Origin of the sequence: Pseudomonas sp. Je.1.5.c, from assembly GCF_051129895.1 — a bacterium.
GTDB lineage: Bacteria > Pseudomonadota > Gammaproteobacteria > Pseudomonadales > Pseudomonadaceae > Aquipseudomonas > Aquipseudomonas urmiensis.
Map to the genome: position 1 here is coordinate 104316 of NZ_JBCPSP010000007.1, position 16533 is coordinate 120848.

At 52.0% G+C, this 16533-nt stretch carries 18 protein-coding genes; 3 read left to right on the forward strand and 15 right to left on the reverse strand.

Annotated features, from left to right (window positions below; all coding sequences use genetic code 11):
• Positions 1 to 11: 11 nt before the first annotated feature.
• Genes AAZU54_RS08330 through AAZU54_RS08345 form a run of 4 tightly spaced genes read right to left on the reverse strand, consistent with a single transcriptional unit; the run spans position 12 to position 5784 of the window.
• Positions 12 to 2384: a phage tail protein gene (locus tag AAZU54_RS08330; protein WP_434726958.1), complete on the reverse strand. Its 2373-nt coding sequence runs from the start codon at positions 2382 to 2384 to the stop codon at positions 12 to 14.
• 17 nt (positions 2385 to 2401) lie between these two features.
• Positions 2402 to 3202, reverse strand: coding sequence for a phage BR0599 family protein (locus tag AAZU54_RS08335; RefSeq protein ID WP_434726959.1), 801 nt, complete (start codon positions 3200 to 3202; stop codon positions 2402 to 2404).
• Positions 3162 to 4847 (reverse strand): hypothetical protein, encoded by a 1686-nt coding sequence (locus AAZU54_RS08340; RefSeq protein WP_434726960.1) that lies wholly within the window; start codon positions 4845 to 4847, stop codon positions 3162 to 3164. Before AAZU54_RS08340 ends, AAZU54_RS08335 begins: the two co-directional genes overlap by 41 nt.
• Positions 4840 to 5784, reverse strand: a complete 945-nt coding sequence (locus AAZU54_RS08345) for a hypothetical protein (RefSeq protein ID WP_434726961.1) — start codon at positions 5782 to 5784, stop codon at positions 4840 to 4842. Before AAZU54_RS08345 ends, AAZU54_RS08340 begins: the two co-directional genes overlap by 8 nt.
• A 593-nt stretch (positions 5785 to 6377) precedes the next feature.
• On the opposite strand from AAZU54_RS08345, the gene AAZU54_RS08350 reads away from it, so the two are divergent.
• The gene (locus AAZU54_RS08350) at positions 6378 to 6626 is read left to right on the forward strand and encodes a hypothetical protein (RefSeq protein WP_434726962.1); all 249 of its coding nucleotides are present in this window, start codon (positions 6378 to 6380) and stop codon (positions 6624 to 6626) included.
• Between the two features lie 65 nt (positions 6627 to 6691).
• Here the strand turns inward: AAZU54_RS08350 and AAZU54_RS08355 are convergent, their stop codons facing one another.
• Both AAZU54_RS08355 and AAZU54_RS08360 read right to left on the reverse strand, forming a co-directional pair.
• Positions 6692 to 9484, reverse strand: a complete 2793-nt coding sequence (locus AAZU54_RS08355; protein WP_434726963.1) for a phage tail tape measure protein — start codon at positions 9482 to 9484, stop codon at positions 6692 to 6694.
• A 302-nt stretch (positions 9485 to 9786) separates the two neighbouring features.
• Positions 9787 to 10194: a phage pre-tape measure protein gene (locus tag AAZU54_RS08360; protein ID WP_434726964.1), complete on the reverse strand. Its 408-nt coding sequence runs from the start codon at positions 10192 to 10194 to the stop codon at positions 9787 to 9789.
• A 211-nt stretch (positions 10195 to 10405) separates the two neighbouring features.
• Between AAZU54_RS08360 and AAZU54_RS08365 the strand changes: the two genes are divergently transcribed.
• Complete coding sequence (locus AAZU54_RS08365) at positions 10406 to 10639, forward strand: hypothetical protein (RefSeq protein ID WP_434726965.1); 234 nt, start codon at positions 10406 to 10408, stop codon at positions 10637 to 10639.
• A complete protein-coding gene (locus AAZU54_RS08370; RefSeq protein WP_434726966.1) occupies positions 10632 to 10955 on the forward strand; it encodes a hypothetical protein in 324 nt (107 codons plus the stop codon). The genes AAZU54_RS08365 and AAZU54_RS08370 overlap by 8 nt, the downstream gene beginning before the upstream one ends.
• Positions 10956 to 10968: 13 nt before the next feature.
• Here AAZU54_RS08370 and AAZU54_RS08375 read toward each other — a convergent pair whose 3' ends face one another.
• The 9 genes from AAZU54_RS08375 to AAZU54_RS08415 form a co-directional block, all read right to left on the reverse strand.
• Complete coding sequence (locus tag AAZU54_RS08375) at positions 10969 to 11967, reverse strand: hypothetical protein (RefSeq protein WP_434726967.1); 999 nt, start codon at positions 11965 to 11967, stop codon at positions 10969 to 10971.
• A 108-nt stretch (positions 11968 to 12075) separates the two neighbouring features.
• Complete coding sequence (locus AAZU54_RS08380; protein WP_434726968.1) at positions 12076 to 12828, reverse strand: hypothetical protein; 753 nt, start codon at positions 12826 to 12828, stop codon at positions 12076 to 12078.
• A gap of 37 nt (positions 12829 to 12865) precedes the next feature.
• On the reverse strand, positions 12866 to 13309 hold the full coding sequence (locus AAZU54_RS08385; RefSeq protein ID WP_434726969.1) for a hypothetical protein: 444 nt from the start codon (positions 13307 to 13309) through the stop codon (positions 12866 to 12868).
• A 9-nt stretch (positions 13310 to 13318) separates the two neighbouring features.
• Positions 13319 to 13780, reverse strand: coding sequence for a phage virion morphogenesis protein (locus tag AAZU54_RS08390; protein ID WP_434726970.1), 462 nt, complete (start codon positions 13778 to 13780; stop codon positions 13319 to 13321).
• Complete coding sequence (locus AAZU54_RS08395) at positions 13777 to 14136, reverse strand: phage protein Gp36 family protein (protein WP_434726971.1); 360 nt, start codon at positions 14134 to 14136, stop codon at positions 13777 to 13779. Before AAZU54_RS08395 ends, AAZU54_RS08390 begins: the two co-directional genes overlap by 4 nt.
• Positions 14137 to 14270: 134 nt before the next feature.
• Complete coding sequence (locus AAZU54_RS08400) at positions 14271 to 15218, reverse strand: minor capsid protein (protein WP_434726972.1); 948 nt, start codon at positions 15216 to 15218, stop codon at positions 14271 to 14273.
• Positions 15218 to 15709, reverse strand: coding sequence for a lysozyme (locus tag AAZU54_RS08405; RefSeq protein WP_124355847.1), 492 nt, complete (start codon positions 15707 to 15709; stop codon positions 15218 to 15220). Before AAZU54_RS08405 ends, AAZU54_RS08400 begins: the two co-directional genes overlap by 1 nt.
• Complete coding sequence (locus AAZU54_RS08410) at positions 15709 to 16233, reverse strand: hypothetical protein (RefSeq protein WP_434726973.1); 525 nt, start codon at positions 16231 to 16233, stop codon at positions 15709 to 15711. Before AAZU54_RS08410 ends, AAZU54_RS08405 begins: the two co-directional genes overlap by 1 nt.
• Positions 16230 to 16505, reverse strand: a complete 276-nt coding sequence (locus tag AAZU54_RS08415; protein ID WP_179179368.1) for a hypothetical protein — start codon at positions 16503 to 16505, stop codon at positions 16230 to 16232. The genes AAZU54_RS08410 and AAZU54_RS08415 overlap by 4 nt, the downstream gene beginning before the upstream one ends.
• Positions 16506 to 16533: the final 28 nt, after the last annotated feature.

Genomic DNA, 16533 nt, shown 5'->3' on the forward strand with positions numbered 1-16533 from the left:
AATAACCAAGCTCAGGGCAACGCAGATCGAGTAACGCTGACGACGACTGGATCTGAGCTAGCCCCCGAGCTGTAGGTACTAACCCTGATCTCCAGCTCGTCTCGTAACACCCCGCCATTACTACTGGCCTCGCCCTCAAACCTCCAGCTATTCCCAGTCAAATTGTCCACCTGTTCAACCTTCACGCCCCCAGACCAAACGCCAATAGAAACGGTGCCGGTGAAGGCCTGGTCACGATCGTCAGTGTAAAAAGCGACCTCCTGCGCAGCCCCGCTACGGTACCGCCAGGTAATCTCAGCAACCCCGGAAATCTCCCCACCCCCTACACCATTCACCTGCACTCTCGCAGGCGGGAACACCTGGTCATTGATGCCTTTGACGACAAAGAATCGCTCTGTTGCTTCGGGCTCGGTTTGGCGACGGGTTTGAGTTTTGACGAGCGTCTTTAGGTACACCGCCGAGCCTGCGGTGAACTGTCCTTGAGTGATGCCATAGCCTTCGGAGACGGCCCAGACTTTCGTGCTGACGAGGTGTGCTTTTGCGGTGCTGCCGAAGAGAGCTCGCCTGACGTTTTTGAGCTGAGCTGTGCTGCTGGTCAGGATCGTGAAAGTCTCGTAGCTGAGCCATTCACCGTTCACGTACAGGATGCCCAGGGCTTCGCGATTTTCGTTCTGGCTGTAGTTGTCCAGGAGGCTGATGTCGCCGCTGATGATCGGGCCGGTGGCCACGGTTGCAGGGCTGGCAGACAGAGACTCCTTGAGCTGGAAAACTGGGGTGAACGGATAGACGCCCTGATCACTCCAGGACTCTGTGCCCTGGCGGCTTATTAGCTTGAAGTCTTGGCCAGCGGTTGGCTGTTCTGCTAGCACCATCAACGCTCGGGTCAGGCCTGCGGTCTCGTTGAAGATTGCTGGTGCTTCGACGACTTGGACGCTCACAGGGTCGGTCGGCTCGAACACTGGCTTTGTCCAAGTGCGCTCGCCGCCATCCGCATAGACGGTATTTTGAACACCGAAAACGTCCTGTGTGAGCGTCAATTTTATGGAGCTGTCATTGAGGCTGCCGACATCGACAGACATGACCCTCATGACCAACCCAGAGACGTTAAGGGGTGGCCAATCCAATGTCACTACGTCGAGCATTTCAATGTCGTACATCGAGCGGTTGCACTCGACGATACAGCTGGCCAGCGGCACCGAAAGCGGTCTGAGCTCTCGCTGCGCGACCTTAGCAGCCAGTGCTCCAGAGGAGATGGACATGAAGTCGTAGCTGACGCCGTCGCTATCGCCTTTGTGGATTCGCAGCCCCAAGTTTTGAGCCGTTGCCGTGCGCTCGGTGAAGCCATCCGCTATGGACATGTACTTGATTTTTACTTCGTTGACCGCCGTGTCTAACGAACCGCGATTGAAGTTGCTGATGCCTTTGATGTTGCTTGCGTCTAGCGCCGGCAGGTCAGCGATTGTGTAGTCTTCGCGAGCCAATTTGAGCTTCAATTTGCCGCTGCCGGCGTCGGTTACGAGCGAGCCATTGATGACTTTCAGAATGTCATCGATCACTGACGAAGCCTGCTTCGCAGAGTCCACAGCACCACTGACTCCGTAGCCCTCTTCGTACAGAGCTTGGGCACATGCTTCGATCGTCGGCAGGTCTACCATTGAGCTCGAAATCGATGCGCCGAAACGTTTGTCAGTCAGGAATTCATGGATGACATAAGCCGGGTTTGCGTCATCACCGATCACCTCCAGAGCTGTATTGCCAGCGGGTGATTTGGGGAATCTGCTGCAGACGAAGGAGACCTTGGCGGGCGTTTCAGTATTGCCAATGTAGAACTGTTCTAGCACTGCGTAGCACACACCTCGCAGCCCAGACACAAGATCGACACCCACTACACGCTGAAGGTACGCATTTGCCTTTTGGAGCAGACCCCCGCTGTAAAAACTGACCGTGCCCTGGACACCGCCACCGCTCTCTTCACCACCGAACAGGTCTGGCTTGTTGATGGTGAAAGAGCCAGACGAGACTCGGCCTGACCAAGCCTTGTCGTCGTCAAACCAAACCTCTTTAAGCGTTACGTCAGGGCCATGGCAAATGCCCAACTGGACACCCATAAAGTACTTATAGCCAATCGTCATCTTTTTTGACGAGAAGCCTGATTTCACTTTCTTAGCAATTTCTTTTGAGCGGAGATCTCCGTACCAGAGAACGTTTGCACCCCCAAGCTTTCGAGTCCCGTACAGAACTTGAATTGGTCTCTCCGCTGCAGTCGGGAAAGTAAAATCCTCTAACCCAGCAGGTTTGCGGTCATCTTTTACTTTGCTGCTAATAAACATCATTGCGACGGCAATAACCATCATGATGATTTGGAAAATGGCTAATGCGCCCATTGGGTTTCTTCTTAGTTTTATAGGAATGGGTTTTCGTCAGGAATCGTCAGGCATCCTGAGAAGTTGTCAAAGTTGTTGAAAGATTGACAGGACTTAGCAGAGCGATCACAGCCTTTTGCAAGTTTGACTTGGCTACCTGCTGATAATGAGTCCATCCCGGAGATCATCGTCACTGAATTTTCTTCAGGATCTACTTCCAGGATCATTCGATAGTCAGTTTCGTCAAACGAGACAAGACCTGCCAGGTAATATTCAGCCTCATGGTTTAGTGCTGAAAGAAAGATCTTGGCGCCGCCGCCTTCGACTTTCAGAACTGTCTGGGTTTCTTGGTATTGCGTTATGTCCAGGGTGCAGAGGTCATCGTACAGGTGATGGTTACATTGGCTTTGATACCCGAAACGCAGAATCTGACGCCGAAGCAAAGCGCTGGCAGGGTTGCACGTGAGGGTCGCAATTGAGTTGTTCCAAGCTACGGCGCTCACTTCTCCTGCGAATACGTTGACGTACAGGCTCTTGTCGTCGCGCTGGGATCTGAAAATTTTGAGATTTACGTGCTTAGCGGGCAGGTGCGATCGGAACAGCAAAGGGACTGGCGAGTCACCAGGAAGATCAATGGTTAGTTGGTTTTTGTAGTCTTCTGCTGTTCTCTGGACTTTGCCGCGTTTCATTGCCAAGGGTTCATAGACAACACCATCAGTGTGAAGGTGTGGCCTAGAGCCAGACGTATACGCAAAGAACTGCGAGCCGAATTCGAACAGATATAGCTCGACCGGCTTGTTAAGTGAGAGTGACCTCTCGATCGATTTCAGAGTCAACATAGATCAGCTGCTTTATTATTTTTGTGATTGAGCTGTCAGAGGGCGTATCGAAAATGTGAGCGAACTCATCCGACTCGAAACGACCAAGAAATAGAGGCGCTATATACTCGACATCTTCCATCCTGATTTCATTTACCGGTTCCTGAAGCGTAACCACTTCGGTTCTGTCCTGGCCCTGGATCGCACTGTCGACGTTTCGATATAGCACAGTTCCATTATACAACTTGAGTGCGATAGCAGGTGCAAAGGTGTTGGACTTTAGAAAGTTTTTATAGTTGGCTTCAGCAATGGTTATCTCAAGTGTCGGGGCTTCTATATCCTTGACCAGATGCATAGCAACTAGAGGGCTTTCGATGTAGAACTCGCCCTGGGCGCCACGCTCAAGTTCAGCAAAGTCATCAAATCGCTTCCGGGATTTTGGGTCGAAGAATCTCCAGCTAAATTGCAGGTACTTAATGGCACCCTGGATACGATCATGGATGTATCGTGCCCCGATGCTGGGATCAAGGGTTTCACGGAGACGCTTGTACTGAAGAGTGCAGTCCCTGGATCGGTCGGGCCTAATATCTAGTACTCGCCGATCATTAAAGATACTGAAGTCGTCAACAGGCGCCGGGCGAAGCAGCTCGACTTCGTCGAAATCGAACGATGCTCCTGTCACTTCGACATTCATTCCGTGAGCGACGGACGAGACCTCATCATTGATCCAGGCCTGACTTACAGGCACAAGGCGAGCGCCGCTTCGATAGTTTTTCTTAACCAAATCACTGAAGGCCACCTCCGGCCCGGCAACTGACGCAACGAGGCAGATCTCCCACATATCAGCGTCAGACAACATGACCCGGCAGCCAGGCACGACCCATGCGCTCAGATCGGTCACCGTGGCTTTGCTATCAAACCTCGAAACTGGCGCTGCGAGCTCGGACTGATATGGCCAAAGCGGCACGAGATGCTTGCCTGAAAAATTTCCTACGAAGTTGCCGAAAAGGTACTGATCCGCATCAGTCAAGCCAAACTGGTAGGTCGCTGACAGTCGAGGTTGATCACGAAGAGAAATCCTCTGCTCAGCGCCACTCCAGGTCTCGATGGTCTCCGTCAAGTAGCTCTGCCGTAGCTCTGGCTGCATGCTCCAGTCGATTGGGAAATGCAAAACAATAGCCATCGTCGCTGAGAGTTGGAAGCTGTATGAGCCTGCCTGCCCGAAATCAAAAGAGGCTCTGTAGCCCAGGTCACCAGATGCTTGGTTAAGAAAAACTGAGTACGATGAAGAAACGAAAGAGTCCACTCGACCAGAACGAATGCCATCCAGGTCGATACCATCAGCTCCAGATTCAGTAACCCCGGCCAGCTGCAGGCTGGAACGATACGAATGCCAAATCGAAAACTCGAACGACTCTCCGCCAGTGATTAGTCCCGCATCAATCACTGGTGGGGATACGAATACATTGTCGAAAAACACGTCTCCCCATGTTCCCGCCTCAAGCCCCTGATGTACCAGATTCAGGCCAGCGTATCCGACATATCCGTACTCACCGCGCACCCCAGCTCTAGCACTTACCTGCTTCGGAACGAGCGAAAACTCATAGCCACAGTAGCCAGGCTCACTCGCTTCAATGGTCAGGAATCCAGGCGAGATCTTAGGCATCGACTTTCACCGCGAATCCCAAGCCGAAGTACGGCTGGATGCGGACAGCCGGAATTTCCTTCCCAAAGAACGGAAAAGTCTTGAAGGTCTGGTCGCCCACAACGTAATCCTGGCCAGCGGTCATGAGGTCGCAATTCACGAAGTACAGATCATCGAATTCAGCGAATGGAGACCACGCACCGTCATTCAGAACGTACGTGTACACAGGCATCAATGCAGACAAACCATTCAGTCGATTTGAGCTCCGAGCGCTGCTGCCTATCGTCCCGATCTGCCCTGGAGATGAAGGACTGAAATTGGGAACCCGCACGCCACTACCACCTGACAGACCAGATGCAAAACCCCTCGCCCCGGAGTCTTGGTACGAATACAGCCAGCCACTGTAATCAGCCTTAGAAACCCACAGCGATGTGGCGGAGCCAGAGTGGTCGAATGGCAACGTCTTACCATCACCAGCTGCGTATTCCATCCCCGTCAGGACGCTCCCGCCAGTCCCAGAAACGATGACAGGTGCATCGCCAAAGAAGGCATGGCTGTAGCGCCCATTTTCAAATTCAGAAATCAGCAGCACCCGCGCCTCAGCAGTGAACAGATGGTAAGTGCCTGACGACCCGGCGCGAACGTACCGGCCATTGTTGGAGTAGCCAGGCTGTTGAAACCAAGACAAGCCACCATCAAAGCCAGTACTGATGCGCATGTCGACGCCTGACTTTCCGTACCCACTGCTCCAGCGAGCGCCGGTCGGGTCGTAGTCATCGAAGCTGCGCAAAGCGATGTAAGTGGCCCCTTTATGCAAGTGCAGACGTTTCCCGAAGCGGGTGTCAGCACTGTCGACGTATGCATGCAGGTCGACGATCCAGCCCTCAGCAAAAAGCTTCTCTCTCACGAGCTGCAGGAGGTTTTCGGAGCCCGCAAAAGAGCCTGTCTGATATTTCATGCGAGCCTCAGAGCGAAGTATTGGGAGCCCCTGAAGATGTTCGGGACAAGGAGATATTGGTCAGAGCCGATCGTGATGACTGACTCAGCCGAGGCGCCGACGTTGCTCACTGCGAAAACACCGTCCAGGTACCCGCACCACAGGCCATCATCGACACCTTCCCCGGTTGCAGGAGCGCCCGAAACCACCATTGCGTTGTACAAGACATGGTCGCCGGCAAGAGTCTTACCAAGACCACCCACGCCTCCGTCAAACGGCCATACGTAGCCCAGGTCATACCCATAATTCGGTGTGAAACTGAGGCTGTCACCAGAGTCGTTTTTGGCTACCGCCTGCCAGCCACCACCAGGTAGGCAAACCCTCGGAGGCCTAGCAGTCCCGCCATACCATGGGAATCCAGATGTAGTGGAAGCCGTAGAAGACCAGAGATCAGCATCCCCGGAGCCCCCAGCAAAACACGGAAACGGATAGCTCTCAGTATTCGCAAACGGCAGCAAAAGCCCCAGATAAAAACTGTGATAGGAATTGGAGATCCGACAGACCCCAGCCAGGCGCCTTTCCGACACAGACAGCCAAACCTGAAAGCTCTGATCATGAAGTGGCACCCGAGGCAGCTGATACCCACCGACAGGAGTTTTTATGGCACCTATCTGATCGCCAATCCCACGCCTAGGATCGAACGACCGGAACGCCTGCAGCTCGACATTAACGCCGTCAATCAGCAGCGCAACGTACCCACCTGCAGGCACTCGCAAGACCTTAAAAGCAGCCTGATCCGACTCAACAACCCACCCCTCAGCCTGGCAATTGGCAAGGAGTTTGGTCACAAAATCGGTGTGTGATGCAGCAGTGAAAGTGTAGATAGCCATGGTGTTATTCTAATAGGCCTTTTTATTTATTATAGCATTTACATCTGTTTAATTTCAGAGCGATTTGCTCGAACGACGTTCATAATCACTCTCTCGCCGTCTGGGCCTTCCATAGCACTGGCAATGCTCGGTGCATCGATCATGTTGTTGATCGTTAAGCGGGGTTGATCACTGCCAGAACTACTGGAGCCCTTACCCAAGTTGTTGCGATGACGAGGGTCATTGGCAGTCAGCATTTCTTCTCCCTTTTCAGCGATGATTGGCACTTCGTTCGGCTTGAGCCCAATAATCCCGCCTGTGTGGAACTTCATGGCCCCGCCAAATAGCCAGCCCGGCACAGACCGGCTACGTCCACCGCCAGAGCCAATCATGCCTCCGTCGTGTTTTACGCCACCTGCGACAGCGCCAATTGCTGATGAAGACCCACCGCTAACCATCCCCAACATGCTTTGAATCGCGTACTGAACCATGAGCTGAGCGATGACCTGCAGGATCGTTGAGATCATGGCGCTGCCCATATCTGCAAATGCCTCTTTAGCGCTCTTAGAGCCATTGACGATGCTGGTGAAGGCATCACCCAACCCTGAGCTCATCGAAGACTGCAGATCCTTCCAAGTTTTATCGAAGCTAAAGACCTCAGATTTCGCCGCCTCCAAGCTGTCCTTGGTGCGATCAACATCGGCTTCGTTGCCAGTGGTCTCCGCAGCTTTTTGCCCACGCTCACCCAGGGCGCTCACCTGGCTCAAGTAATCCTTGGAGCTGATCTTATTGTTCTCAAGCTTCCGCTTCAGTGCAGCGTATTGCCGGTCAATTTCATCCAACTCGACCTTAGCTTTCTTCGCGGCCACGAGCTCCTGGGCAGCAGTTGAGTCTTCACCCATGGCCTCAAGAATGCGTTTGGTATCCGCGAATTCACGCTCAATCTCAAGCAGATCGGCTTTGTAACCGGAGCCACGGATTCGCAGCAAATCGACTTCAAGCTGATCCTTGATGGCTTGCACCTGAGCCTGGGAATCCGCAAGCGCCGAAGCCCTGTCAGCCTTCAGCAGTGCCTCCTGGTTCGCCAGCTGAGACGTCAGGTTTACCTGCTCCTGGCGCTTCAACACGATCTGCGCTTCAAGGTCAGCGATAGCACCCAGGGCCGTGCCCCGCTCCGAATCAATGGTCGACTGACCTAACACCTTTTTCTGAGCCGCGAGCTGCACCTGTAGCACTTTCAGATCTTCGCCCATGCTGGCTTTGCGCTGGTCGCTGATCTCCCGGTTTGCTTTCAAATCTATGTTGAGCCTGGCGTCAGCGATCTCACCAGCGGTCAGTTTTTCAGCGGTTGCGCGGGCGTCGAGGGCTTTGTTTTCGAGCTGCTGGCGGGTTTGGATCGACTCGATGGTTTTGTCGATTTCCATCTTTGCCAGATCAGCTTGGAGCTTCGCCTGGGTTGCTGCGAGGGTTGCTGCAGTTTGGGTATTTGTCAGTGAGTTTTTGGCATCACCTCCCTTGCTGATGCCGAGCTTCGCCCGTGCTGCGTCTTGATCAACTAGCGCTTTGTTTTGAGCCTCAATGGCTGCGCCGGCATCGAGCAGTTTGTTTGTTGCAGACGAGATCGCACCGCTGATTCCACCAACGCCAGTTAGGGTGGCTTTGACGGCTTCCTGGCCGAGCTTGTCGAGCACTTGAGATGCCTGGCCAGCCTGCGCAGCGAAGTCTTTGAAGATGCCGCCGCCGAGGTCGATGTTGACGGGCTGGTTGAGGTCTGCGATCGAGCTGTTGATGTAGCTCCTGACGCTGTCCAAGGAGCTCGACATAGAGCTTGCGAGGCTGCCAGGTATCTTGTTCAGCAGGCTTTGAATGCCAGGAACAAAGGTGTTTCCAACAAGGGACAACACATCAGCAAAGGCTCGACGGTAGAAGCCCACGAAGCTGTTCACGAACTTGCTGAGATAAGTCAGGATTTGATCGAAGCCCAGAGCGAACACGCCAGCGGTGTTACTTGCTCCCTTGGCAATTGCGAAGAAAACTGCGTACAGGGCGTCTCCGACTCGACCAAAGGCAGCGAATGCTTGGCCCGCTGCATTCACGATTCCACGGAATTGCTCCCTTCCTGACGTGCCAAGTTCATCGACACCCGTCTTCACGTCAGTCGTGCCTTGAAGCATCATTTGAATCAGAGCAGTGAATTCTGGGGCAGCGTCAGCAACCGCTTTCTTAAAGCTTACCGAGATGGATGTGGACAGCTCACTGAAGGTGCGGCTGAGTTGCTGCACGTTCTTCGTGTCTAGACTGTTGAGCGTATAGCCAGCAGCTTTTGCCTGGCCCATCAACTCTTTAAACTTGCCCGATCCATCTTCTAATAGAGGGAGGAGGTTCCGAAGGTTGTCTGACCCAATCTGATCTAGAAATGTGAATTGGGCGCTAGAAGACATACCCTTCATCGTGTCAGAGATCTTCTGAAGTTGTTCCAGTGGGTTCAACTTCATAAATGACTCGCTGGACGTCTTCATGACTTGGAAAAAGTCGATGGCTCCACCCGATTGAATTGAGTTCATCTCCTCAATCTTTATGCGAACTTCTTCCAGGGCGTCTACGAACTGCTGCGCACCGACGCCACTTGTTTTGAATGCTGCGTACTGAGCAGCCGTTAAATCCTCGACGCTTACTTGCAGGCGCTTTGCAGCAACATCTAGCTCAGTCAGTTGCCCAACCGTTTCTTTGATAGCACTTGCGCCCGCAAAGGCAGCAATAAGTGCGGTGATCTTGGCAGCTGCGCTACCAAGCCCCTTGGACATGTCGTCGCGAGCCCGCAGGACGAGCTGAATAATTGTACTACCAGCCATGTTTTATTCTTCTTTTTGGCTTAATTGGTCGATTAGATTCTTGAACTCTTTCCCGTCGCCTGTCGCAATTGCAATGCGAGACATATGGTCAGCGACGATCCGGGTAATTAGTTGGTCACGCAGACGCTCTTTATGAACAGCAACCAAGTGCAACAGGCGCTTAATTGAGTACTGGTAGGGATTCAGCCCAGCATGACCATTTGCTAAGAGCAGTTCGCAACACTCAATAAGAACAAGCGCAAACTGCTCCGGATCTTGTTCTTCGGTAGGCTTGGATTTTTTCCTTCCCGCTTCGAACTGAGCTACTTTTTGAGCAGGGGTAAGATCGTCGGCAGCAACTTGTCTAGGCTTTTTTTTAGACCGTTAGGGAATGTCAGCGCAAAGACTGTTGCCAGCAACTCAAGCTGGATTGGAAAAGGCAGGTTTCGAACATAGTCTTCAGCACTACGCTGTTTACAAGCACACGCAACACACGCAGCAGCAAACCCCGGAAAGCTCATCAAAATCTCTTTCGACACATCCGGATCGGCCAGAGACTCTTTTACATTACGCAGAAAAATAGCGCCCAGCGCGTCACGATAACCATCGACAAGATAGATGAAGTCTTCAGTATTCAGGCCAAACACATCGATAGTCACTTCCGGCTTTTCAGCGGATGCCTGGGTAATTGTAATAGGCCGCGAGGGAATCACGAGATCTGAGAGTGCCATGGTTTCTTCTTATTATTATGTGTGGCTTTTCTCTATTATACCGAACCCAGCAACCACTGTGGGCCAAACCAGGTTTGACAACAAAGAAAATCGAGGTAGAACTATTTTTGTTGTATACCTCAACTGCTGGGGATGTCTACTAGCGCAGCATGGTAGGTAACGTTAATATTGAAAGTGTAAGCAGTGCCCAATAACAAGAGAGAGATTTCAAATGAGCGATATCGAATACGACCCTGAGCTGATTGCAACAAAGGATGAGATCCTCGCAGCAGTCCGGGAGATTGCCATCAACTCGGATGCCTACAACTTCGTCGAACTCAGAAAAGAAGTCGAGGGATCTATTGGTTCTGATCTGATTATTCCGCCAGAGCTGGACTGGGTTGTCGAAGAAGCGCTACAGGCATACAAATCCTTGGCTTTTGACGGGGAGAATGATCATGTTTGATGCTCGCACTGATATCCCGCCGATGCTTACTGATTCGCAAATGGACACGATGTCGCTTCTGGATGTCATGGAGTACATGTGCAAGCGGAAGAACGCTCAGCGCAATGACCCGGCTTACGAGCGTGAAAGGATCGATGAACTGGCTGAGTTCATCGAATCCAATCTGCTGGATGAGCTGGCTGACCAGGGGTGTGTCGAAGGGTTTTGCTTGAACGCCAAGGCCGGACTTGAAAGAGAATTCCACAAATTAGAGGCTTTCAAGGAGTTGTGGTGTACTGCAGCAGCTCGGCAGGTCTGGTACAAGTACAACCACTGAGGTGAAAACCGGGCTACGCGCCCGGCTTCGAATTTTCTTGCGTTATTCTGAATATAGAAAAAGGGGACTCAATAGTTCCTGACTCACGGTCTATATCAGCCTCGGAAATCTCACCGGCGACCTCCAGCTCTGAAATTATGTTCTTGATATTGGCAATTTTATCAAGAACGCCAGCCAAACCTAACGCGACTTCCAATCTTGTGTCTACAGAAGCCTTATTGAATGTATGCAGATTGGTTATATAATCGTCATTAGGGTAGCTAGGCTTTTTCCGAATGCACTCATCGCGATAAGACTCGAAGAAGTCCAGTGCGGAACCACAGCGACCATCATGTTCCACCAGCCTATCTATTAATTTAATATCCCTTTCTTTGTCCAGGTATAAATGCGCATACAGCGAATCGCGCAAGTTCATCTCTGTCCCAGATCCGCTGATGACCAACTGCTGATAAACTGAGCGTGTTTGCCTCTCAAGCTTCGCGAGCATCTGCCTGGAATTGTGATCGTCATTGAACTTTGACCTGTACTTCAGATAGCCACTAAACACTCGGATAAAAATCAGGTTGGCTAGCCTATCTAGCGTCGTCACGTTCCTTTCTGGTGACTTCAAAATGGAATCAGCGGATTCCATGAAGTCATCAATGGTTAGATCGAATTCCGTAGCGGTGTCCAGGCTCGAATTCAAGACGTCTGTTAGATTATCCCCAAGATCCCTATAATGAATCAATTTTCGCATGACCTTCGCATACTCTTTCGCAAGATCTGAGAAGAGCACGGTCTCTCTTTCGCTAACCATCATATTGAAAAAATCATCGAGATTGTTTTCAAATACGATGTTGTTATTAACCTGAATTAGAGTTTGTGGTATCACACCTGCGGGATGGCCGGTAATATGCTTCACGATTTGACCAGCACCATCTCGGACGAGGCCGACTGTGGCAACATTGAATTCGCCGCTGTCGATTCCTTCTTGCACGCGTCGATCGCTGTAATGAGAGTATTTCTTGCCCACGTAATGCTCCGCACGGTACCAATGGGGCAACCCAAGCCTCCATTCTTGGGTGACAAAATACCGCGTGAGTGATCCGGTGTCATCGCCCATTCTTGAGCGGGCGCGGCGTTAAGCGTATTCCTCTCTGAATAGCTTAGACAGCCCGCTGCCGCTCACGGCTTTGGACGCAAGCAGTGTGCCCTTGATCTCCTGGTCGCCCCAGTCGGTGGTGATTAGCTGTCGCTGAGCTGCCGGGCTCAGGGAGACCTTATGGTAGGTCACTTTCACCGCCTGGTCTTCTTCGCCCAGGTTCACGCCTTCGAAGATGATCTGCACGTTGACGTTCGAGTTAATCAGGCCTTCCAGGCGAGTCGAGGCCTTAGTGGCATACACGACGGTGGCCTCGGCGCCGTCGATGAAGCCAGCTGCCAAGTCAAACTCGATCGAGCCTCCGGAGACGCGGTAGGCGCTTTCATCCAGGACTTCCCCGCCCATGGTGATAGATGTGACAGATGCAATCATGCCGGGCACGACGACGCTGCGGCCCAGGTATGCCTTGCCTGTCCAAGTCTTTTCAGCGGCTGCAGCGTCTTTGATGGCGTCTGCGAACAGTGCCAGCTTCATGACTTCAACGTTGAAGTCCTTGGCATTGATCGTGAGCTCGCCCGTGTTCTTGATCACCCGTGACTTTGCGGTAGCCAACGTGCCGTAGGTGGTATCTTGCATCTCCACTTTGTCGCTAGTTAGAGCTAAAACTGCAGACGAAGAATGAGCAACAGCGTAGAAGCCGCCGACCGGCAAGTCATTTGAATCCAATTTGGCAATCAAGATAGCACCGTTGCCGATCCAGCCAATGGATGTGTCGATAGTTTGTACAGGCATTTCATGCACCTTTGTCATTTTTATTGGTGGTGATGGATTAGGAGAGCTTTATTCTTTGCGTCCAAACAACCTGCCATGCAGAGAAGTTGGTATTTCCTTTCATCCCTGAGAATAGCTCTTCGATTAACTGGAGCTCAGGAAGATTGGGATTGGTTTTAATGTTGCCGCGATAATTATCAAAGGCTATGAGAATCTCGTTAGCTGTTGTCATTGCCTGTCGGCTTACGCCTTTTGTATCAGGGTCAGATTTGGCCACAACAAATGCACCAAAAACAGCATCACATTCCAGACCCATCCGTTCTTTCTTTGGGGGTATTGGGCCACCACCGCACCCGAGCAACACATAGCATCTCTGGCCATCCAAGCTTAAATCTTTGATGTTTTCAGCTGTCAGTGTGCCAGAGAAGAGCTGAACCTTGGGCTGACTAGGTAGTTGTTCGATCAGGGCTTTACAAGCTTCTAGGTGTTCAGTGATATTCATGTTTTATTCTTATTTTACAACAACCGAGGTGGTCTTGAGGGCGTTTTCTAAGTTTTCGATGAGTATTTTTTCGTACTCTGCCAACCAAGCTTTTGGGAGACCCTGTTTGTCTGGTAAGAAGCGACGTTGCTTTACTGTTATGCCGTACTGATGGTTGTCGGCATATATAAGGTTGGAAGCCAATTCGAGATTAGTGCCTCGGACGTTGTGCTTGATGCTATTCCTGAGACGCCCGGTGTCGAGTAGTGGCTGCCCCTGTCTGTGGGTGATTGGCGCCCAGGGCTTGCCGTAAGGGTCGATCGAACGCTGAAAGCAGACCTTGACCCTCGCTACCCATCTCACGCCAATCTGATTGAGACCTTTTTTTACGTGAGCGTTGCTCGGCCCGAGATGCTTGACCTTTTGGATCAGCTCCTGGAGTGCCGCTGTGGACACTTCCAGTGTGATTGGTTGGGATGCAGCAGTAATCATGAGCGCACGAGCCTGACGTTATGAAATCCGGACTTCCGGGTCTCTTTCTCGGCCACCCTCAACCTGTTTCGCCCCGTGCCGAGGCCGACCAGCCATTCAATGGCGTTCTTGTATCGATTCGTGATGGCCTCCGAGGGGTTGTCGTATACCAGGTATCTAGCGATATCCAGAATCGGGCCCTGAAGGTCTAGGATAGCGTTTGGGTCAATCACAGGGGTGTCTAAGCCAGCAGCGAGGATGTAGCTGTTGGCATCCCTGGATGCTCTCTCGATGGCTCTTACCACACGGGCTTCGCCCCCCATCGGGAGGTCATCATCTCCGAATTCGGTGACGTATTCTTGAAATGTCGAGTACATAGTTTTTCTTAACCAAAAAAAGGGTCTATGGGCTCCCTCCCTAGGATCCTTACCCTCAACCCCTCCTTCTATTTATAAAAGGACAGAGACCATTGAGGGTGACTGTAAGATCTTTTGGTTAAGAGAAACGCTTTTTATGACAGTGATAGTCCTTTCATTTCAGTGAGAGGAATGACGTGATAGGAATCTTGATCAACGAACCCGTCCAAAGGCATCCCCTTTTTCCACATCCTTAGTCTGGTTGGGCCGAGGATCTTCAGTTGATCATCTTCATCCAGTCCCTTCAGGAAGTCGTCGAACGTGTCTGGCACTGGATCATCATCCGGGTCGAACACTGCGATCATCGTCGTGCGGCAACCTGGATGAAACGGGGGAACCTTCCGCTTAGGATCTGAGATCTTGAATCTTTCGCCGTTGAGCGCAGCGCACGCGAGTGTCGTTCGAGTGTCCAGCACCGCACTGAGTTGGTACTCATCAACCCCAGCTTCTTGGAATCCGATCATGTCTGCATTGGCTGTCACATGAGCCGCCGCCGTCCTCACCAGGATTTCCACATTGCGCCTGGAGGCGTTGAATGGATTCACTGGGTCACTGACGACCGCATCGACAATCTTGCTCAAGGGCAGCCCATTCATGACACCCAACCGCACGGCCCGCTTCACCGCGTTCGTCGTAGCCAGGCTCTGCTCGCCGATCCATTCCTTGAGTAATTTGCCATCAAAGGGATCGGACTCGATGAAGCTCCGGATGAACTCATCGCTGGTCTGCGCACCGCCAATGTCTACTTCAAAAACTTCTCCAGCCCAGTCAGCCTGTGACTTATAAAGCTGGCTCAGCTCATCGACGAGATCACGCTCCATGGCTGAGTACTGGTCATCGATAGCTCTGTCGATGTTCTTGAGCTTCGCCTTCAACTTATACGCAGTCATGATGCCGCCTGGCTTCACGTCAGCCTTCAACTCTTCTGCGACCTGGGATCTGAGCTGGTAGAGCTGAGCAACAGCTCCCCTGGCAATGCGCGTGTACTGCCCACGAAGCTGGATCTGTCGACTAATGACCTTCTTTGCCGAGACCTTTTTCATCATGCCACCCAGAGCGCAGCTTCAGCCTTGCGACGCTTCACAAGGCCCGGAAGCTTCACACCTTTCGCATATACCCAACGCATCAAATGGGCCGGCACCGAAGCAAAATCCCCACGATTGATAACCTTACGTACGGTCGAGATCTCGAAATTTCCAGAGCCAACGTTGAATACAAAATCGATCAGGGCCGCGATCTGGTTCGCATTGAGCTTGACCCTCACCAGGCGCATCACTGCACCAGCAGCCTTCATCAGGTCAGCTCGTAGCAGCGCTTCAGCCTGGGCAATAGAGATCGCAGGAAACTGATCCAGAGCTGTCCATGCAGTGCGAGAAAGCAGATGCCCATAACCAATCGTGGGCAGGCCGACCGGATCGTAATAGGGCTCGATTACAGCTGTTGATCGGTCAGGGTCATGCAGACCATCAAACTCCGGACGACTGACAAGCTTGGCCGCGATCTCAACTGCTTCTTCGAGCAGCGACCTAGCCATTACCTGGCCTTCATATGACGCTGCAGGATACGACCGCCGAACCAGAAGCTGATGACTGCGGCCAGCATGGCTTCATCAAACTCAGTCCAGCTGCCTTTCAGCGCTTCGAAGCCCGTCATCCCCATGCTCTGCAATGCATGAAACACAGCGATCTTGTAGAACATGTAAAAGCCGACCATCAAATACGTGATCAACGGCCTGCACATACGAATCACAAAATCGACATGGACACCGATCAGAGCCACGTATGCCTTGACCCATCCAGGCAGCGACCCACCCCCGACATTCGAAATTAGCTTATCCGCGTATGACTCTTCAGGCTTGTGCACTGCGACAGCTTCAGCAATGTCAGCCTTGGCATTAATTTCCTCAAGCCTCCACATGTGCTCAGACGAGGCTGTTTCCATCCGCAGCTTCATCAACTCAATTTCTTGAGCATGGTCTTGCTTAGACTGGAACATGTCGAAGATCTTGGGAACAAACGGCCCCAGGAATCCGAAGATGGCAGATACGATTGCAATCATTTCGACACCCCCTTAACAATCAGGGCATCAATCCTCACACTGATCTTGTCGAGTTTGTCTTCAATGCGCTTGCTGTCTTCTTTGCGCTCAATCTGATAAGTCTGGATTTGAGCTGAGACGATGTCGACGCGCTGATCCAGGAGTTCGATTTTCTTATCGAGACCTGAATAAGCCCAGACACCTGAAACCACCAGTGATAACAGGGGGATCAGGGCATACAGGGAAATAACCAAGTTGGAGGCGTTTGTCGGCGCCGGGGGAGTGGCTGACATTTATCATTCTTCTTATTATTGTCAGAAA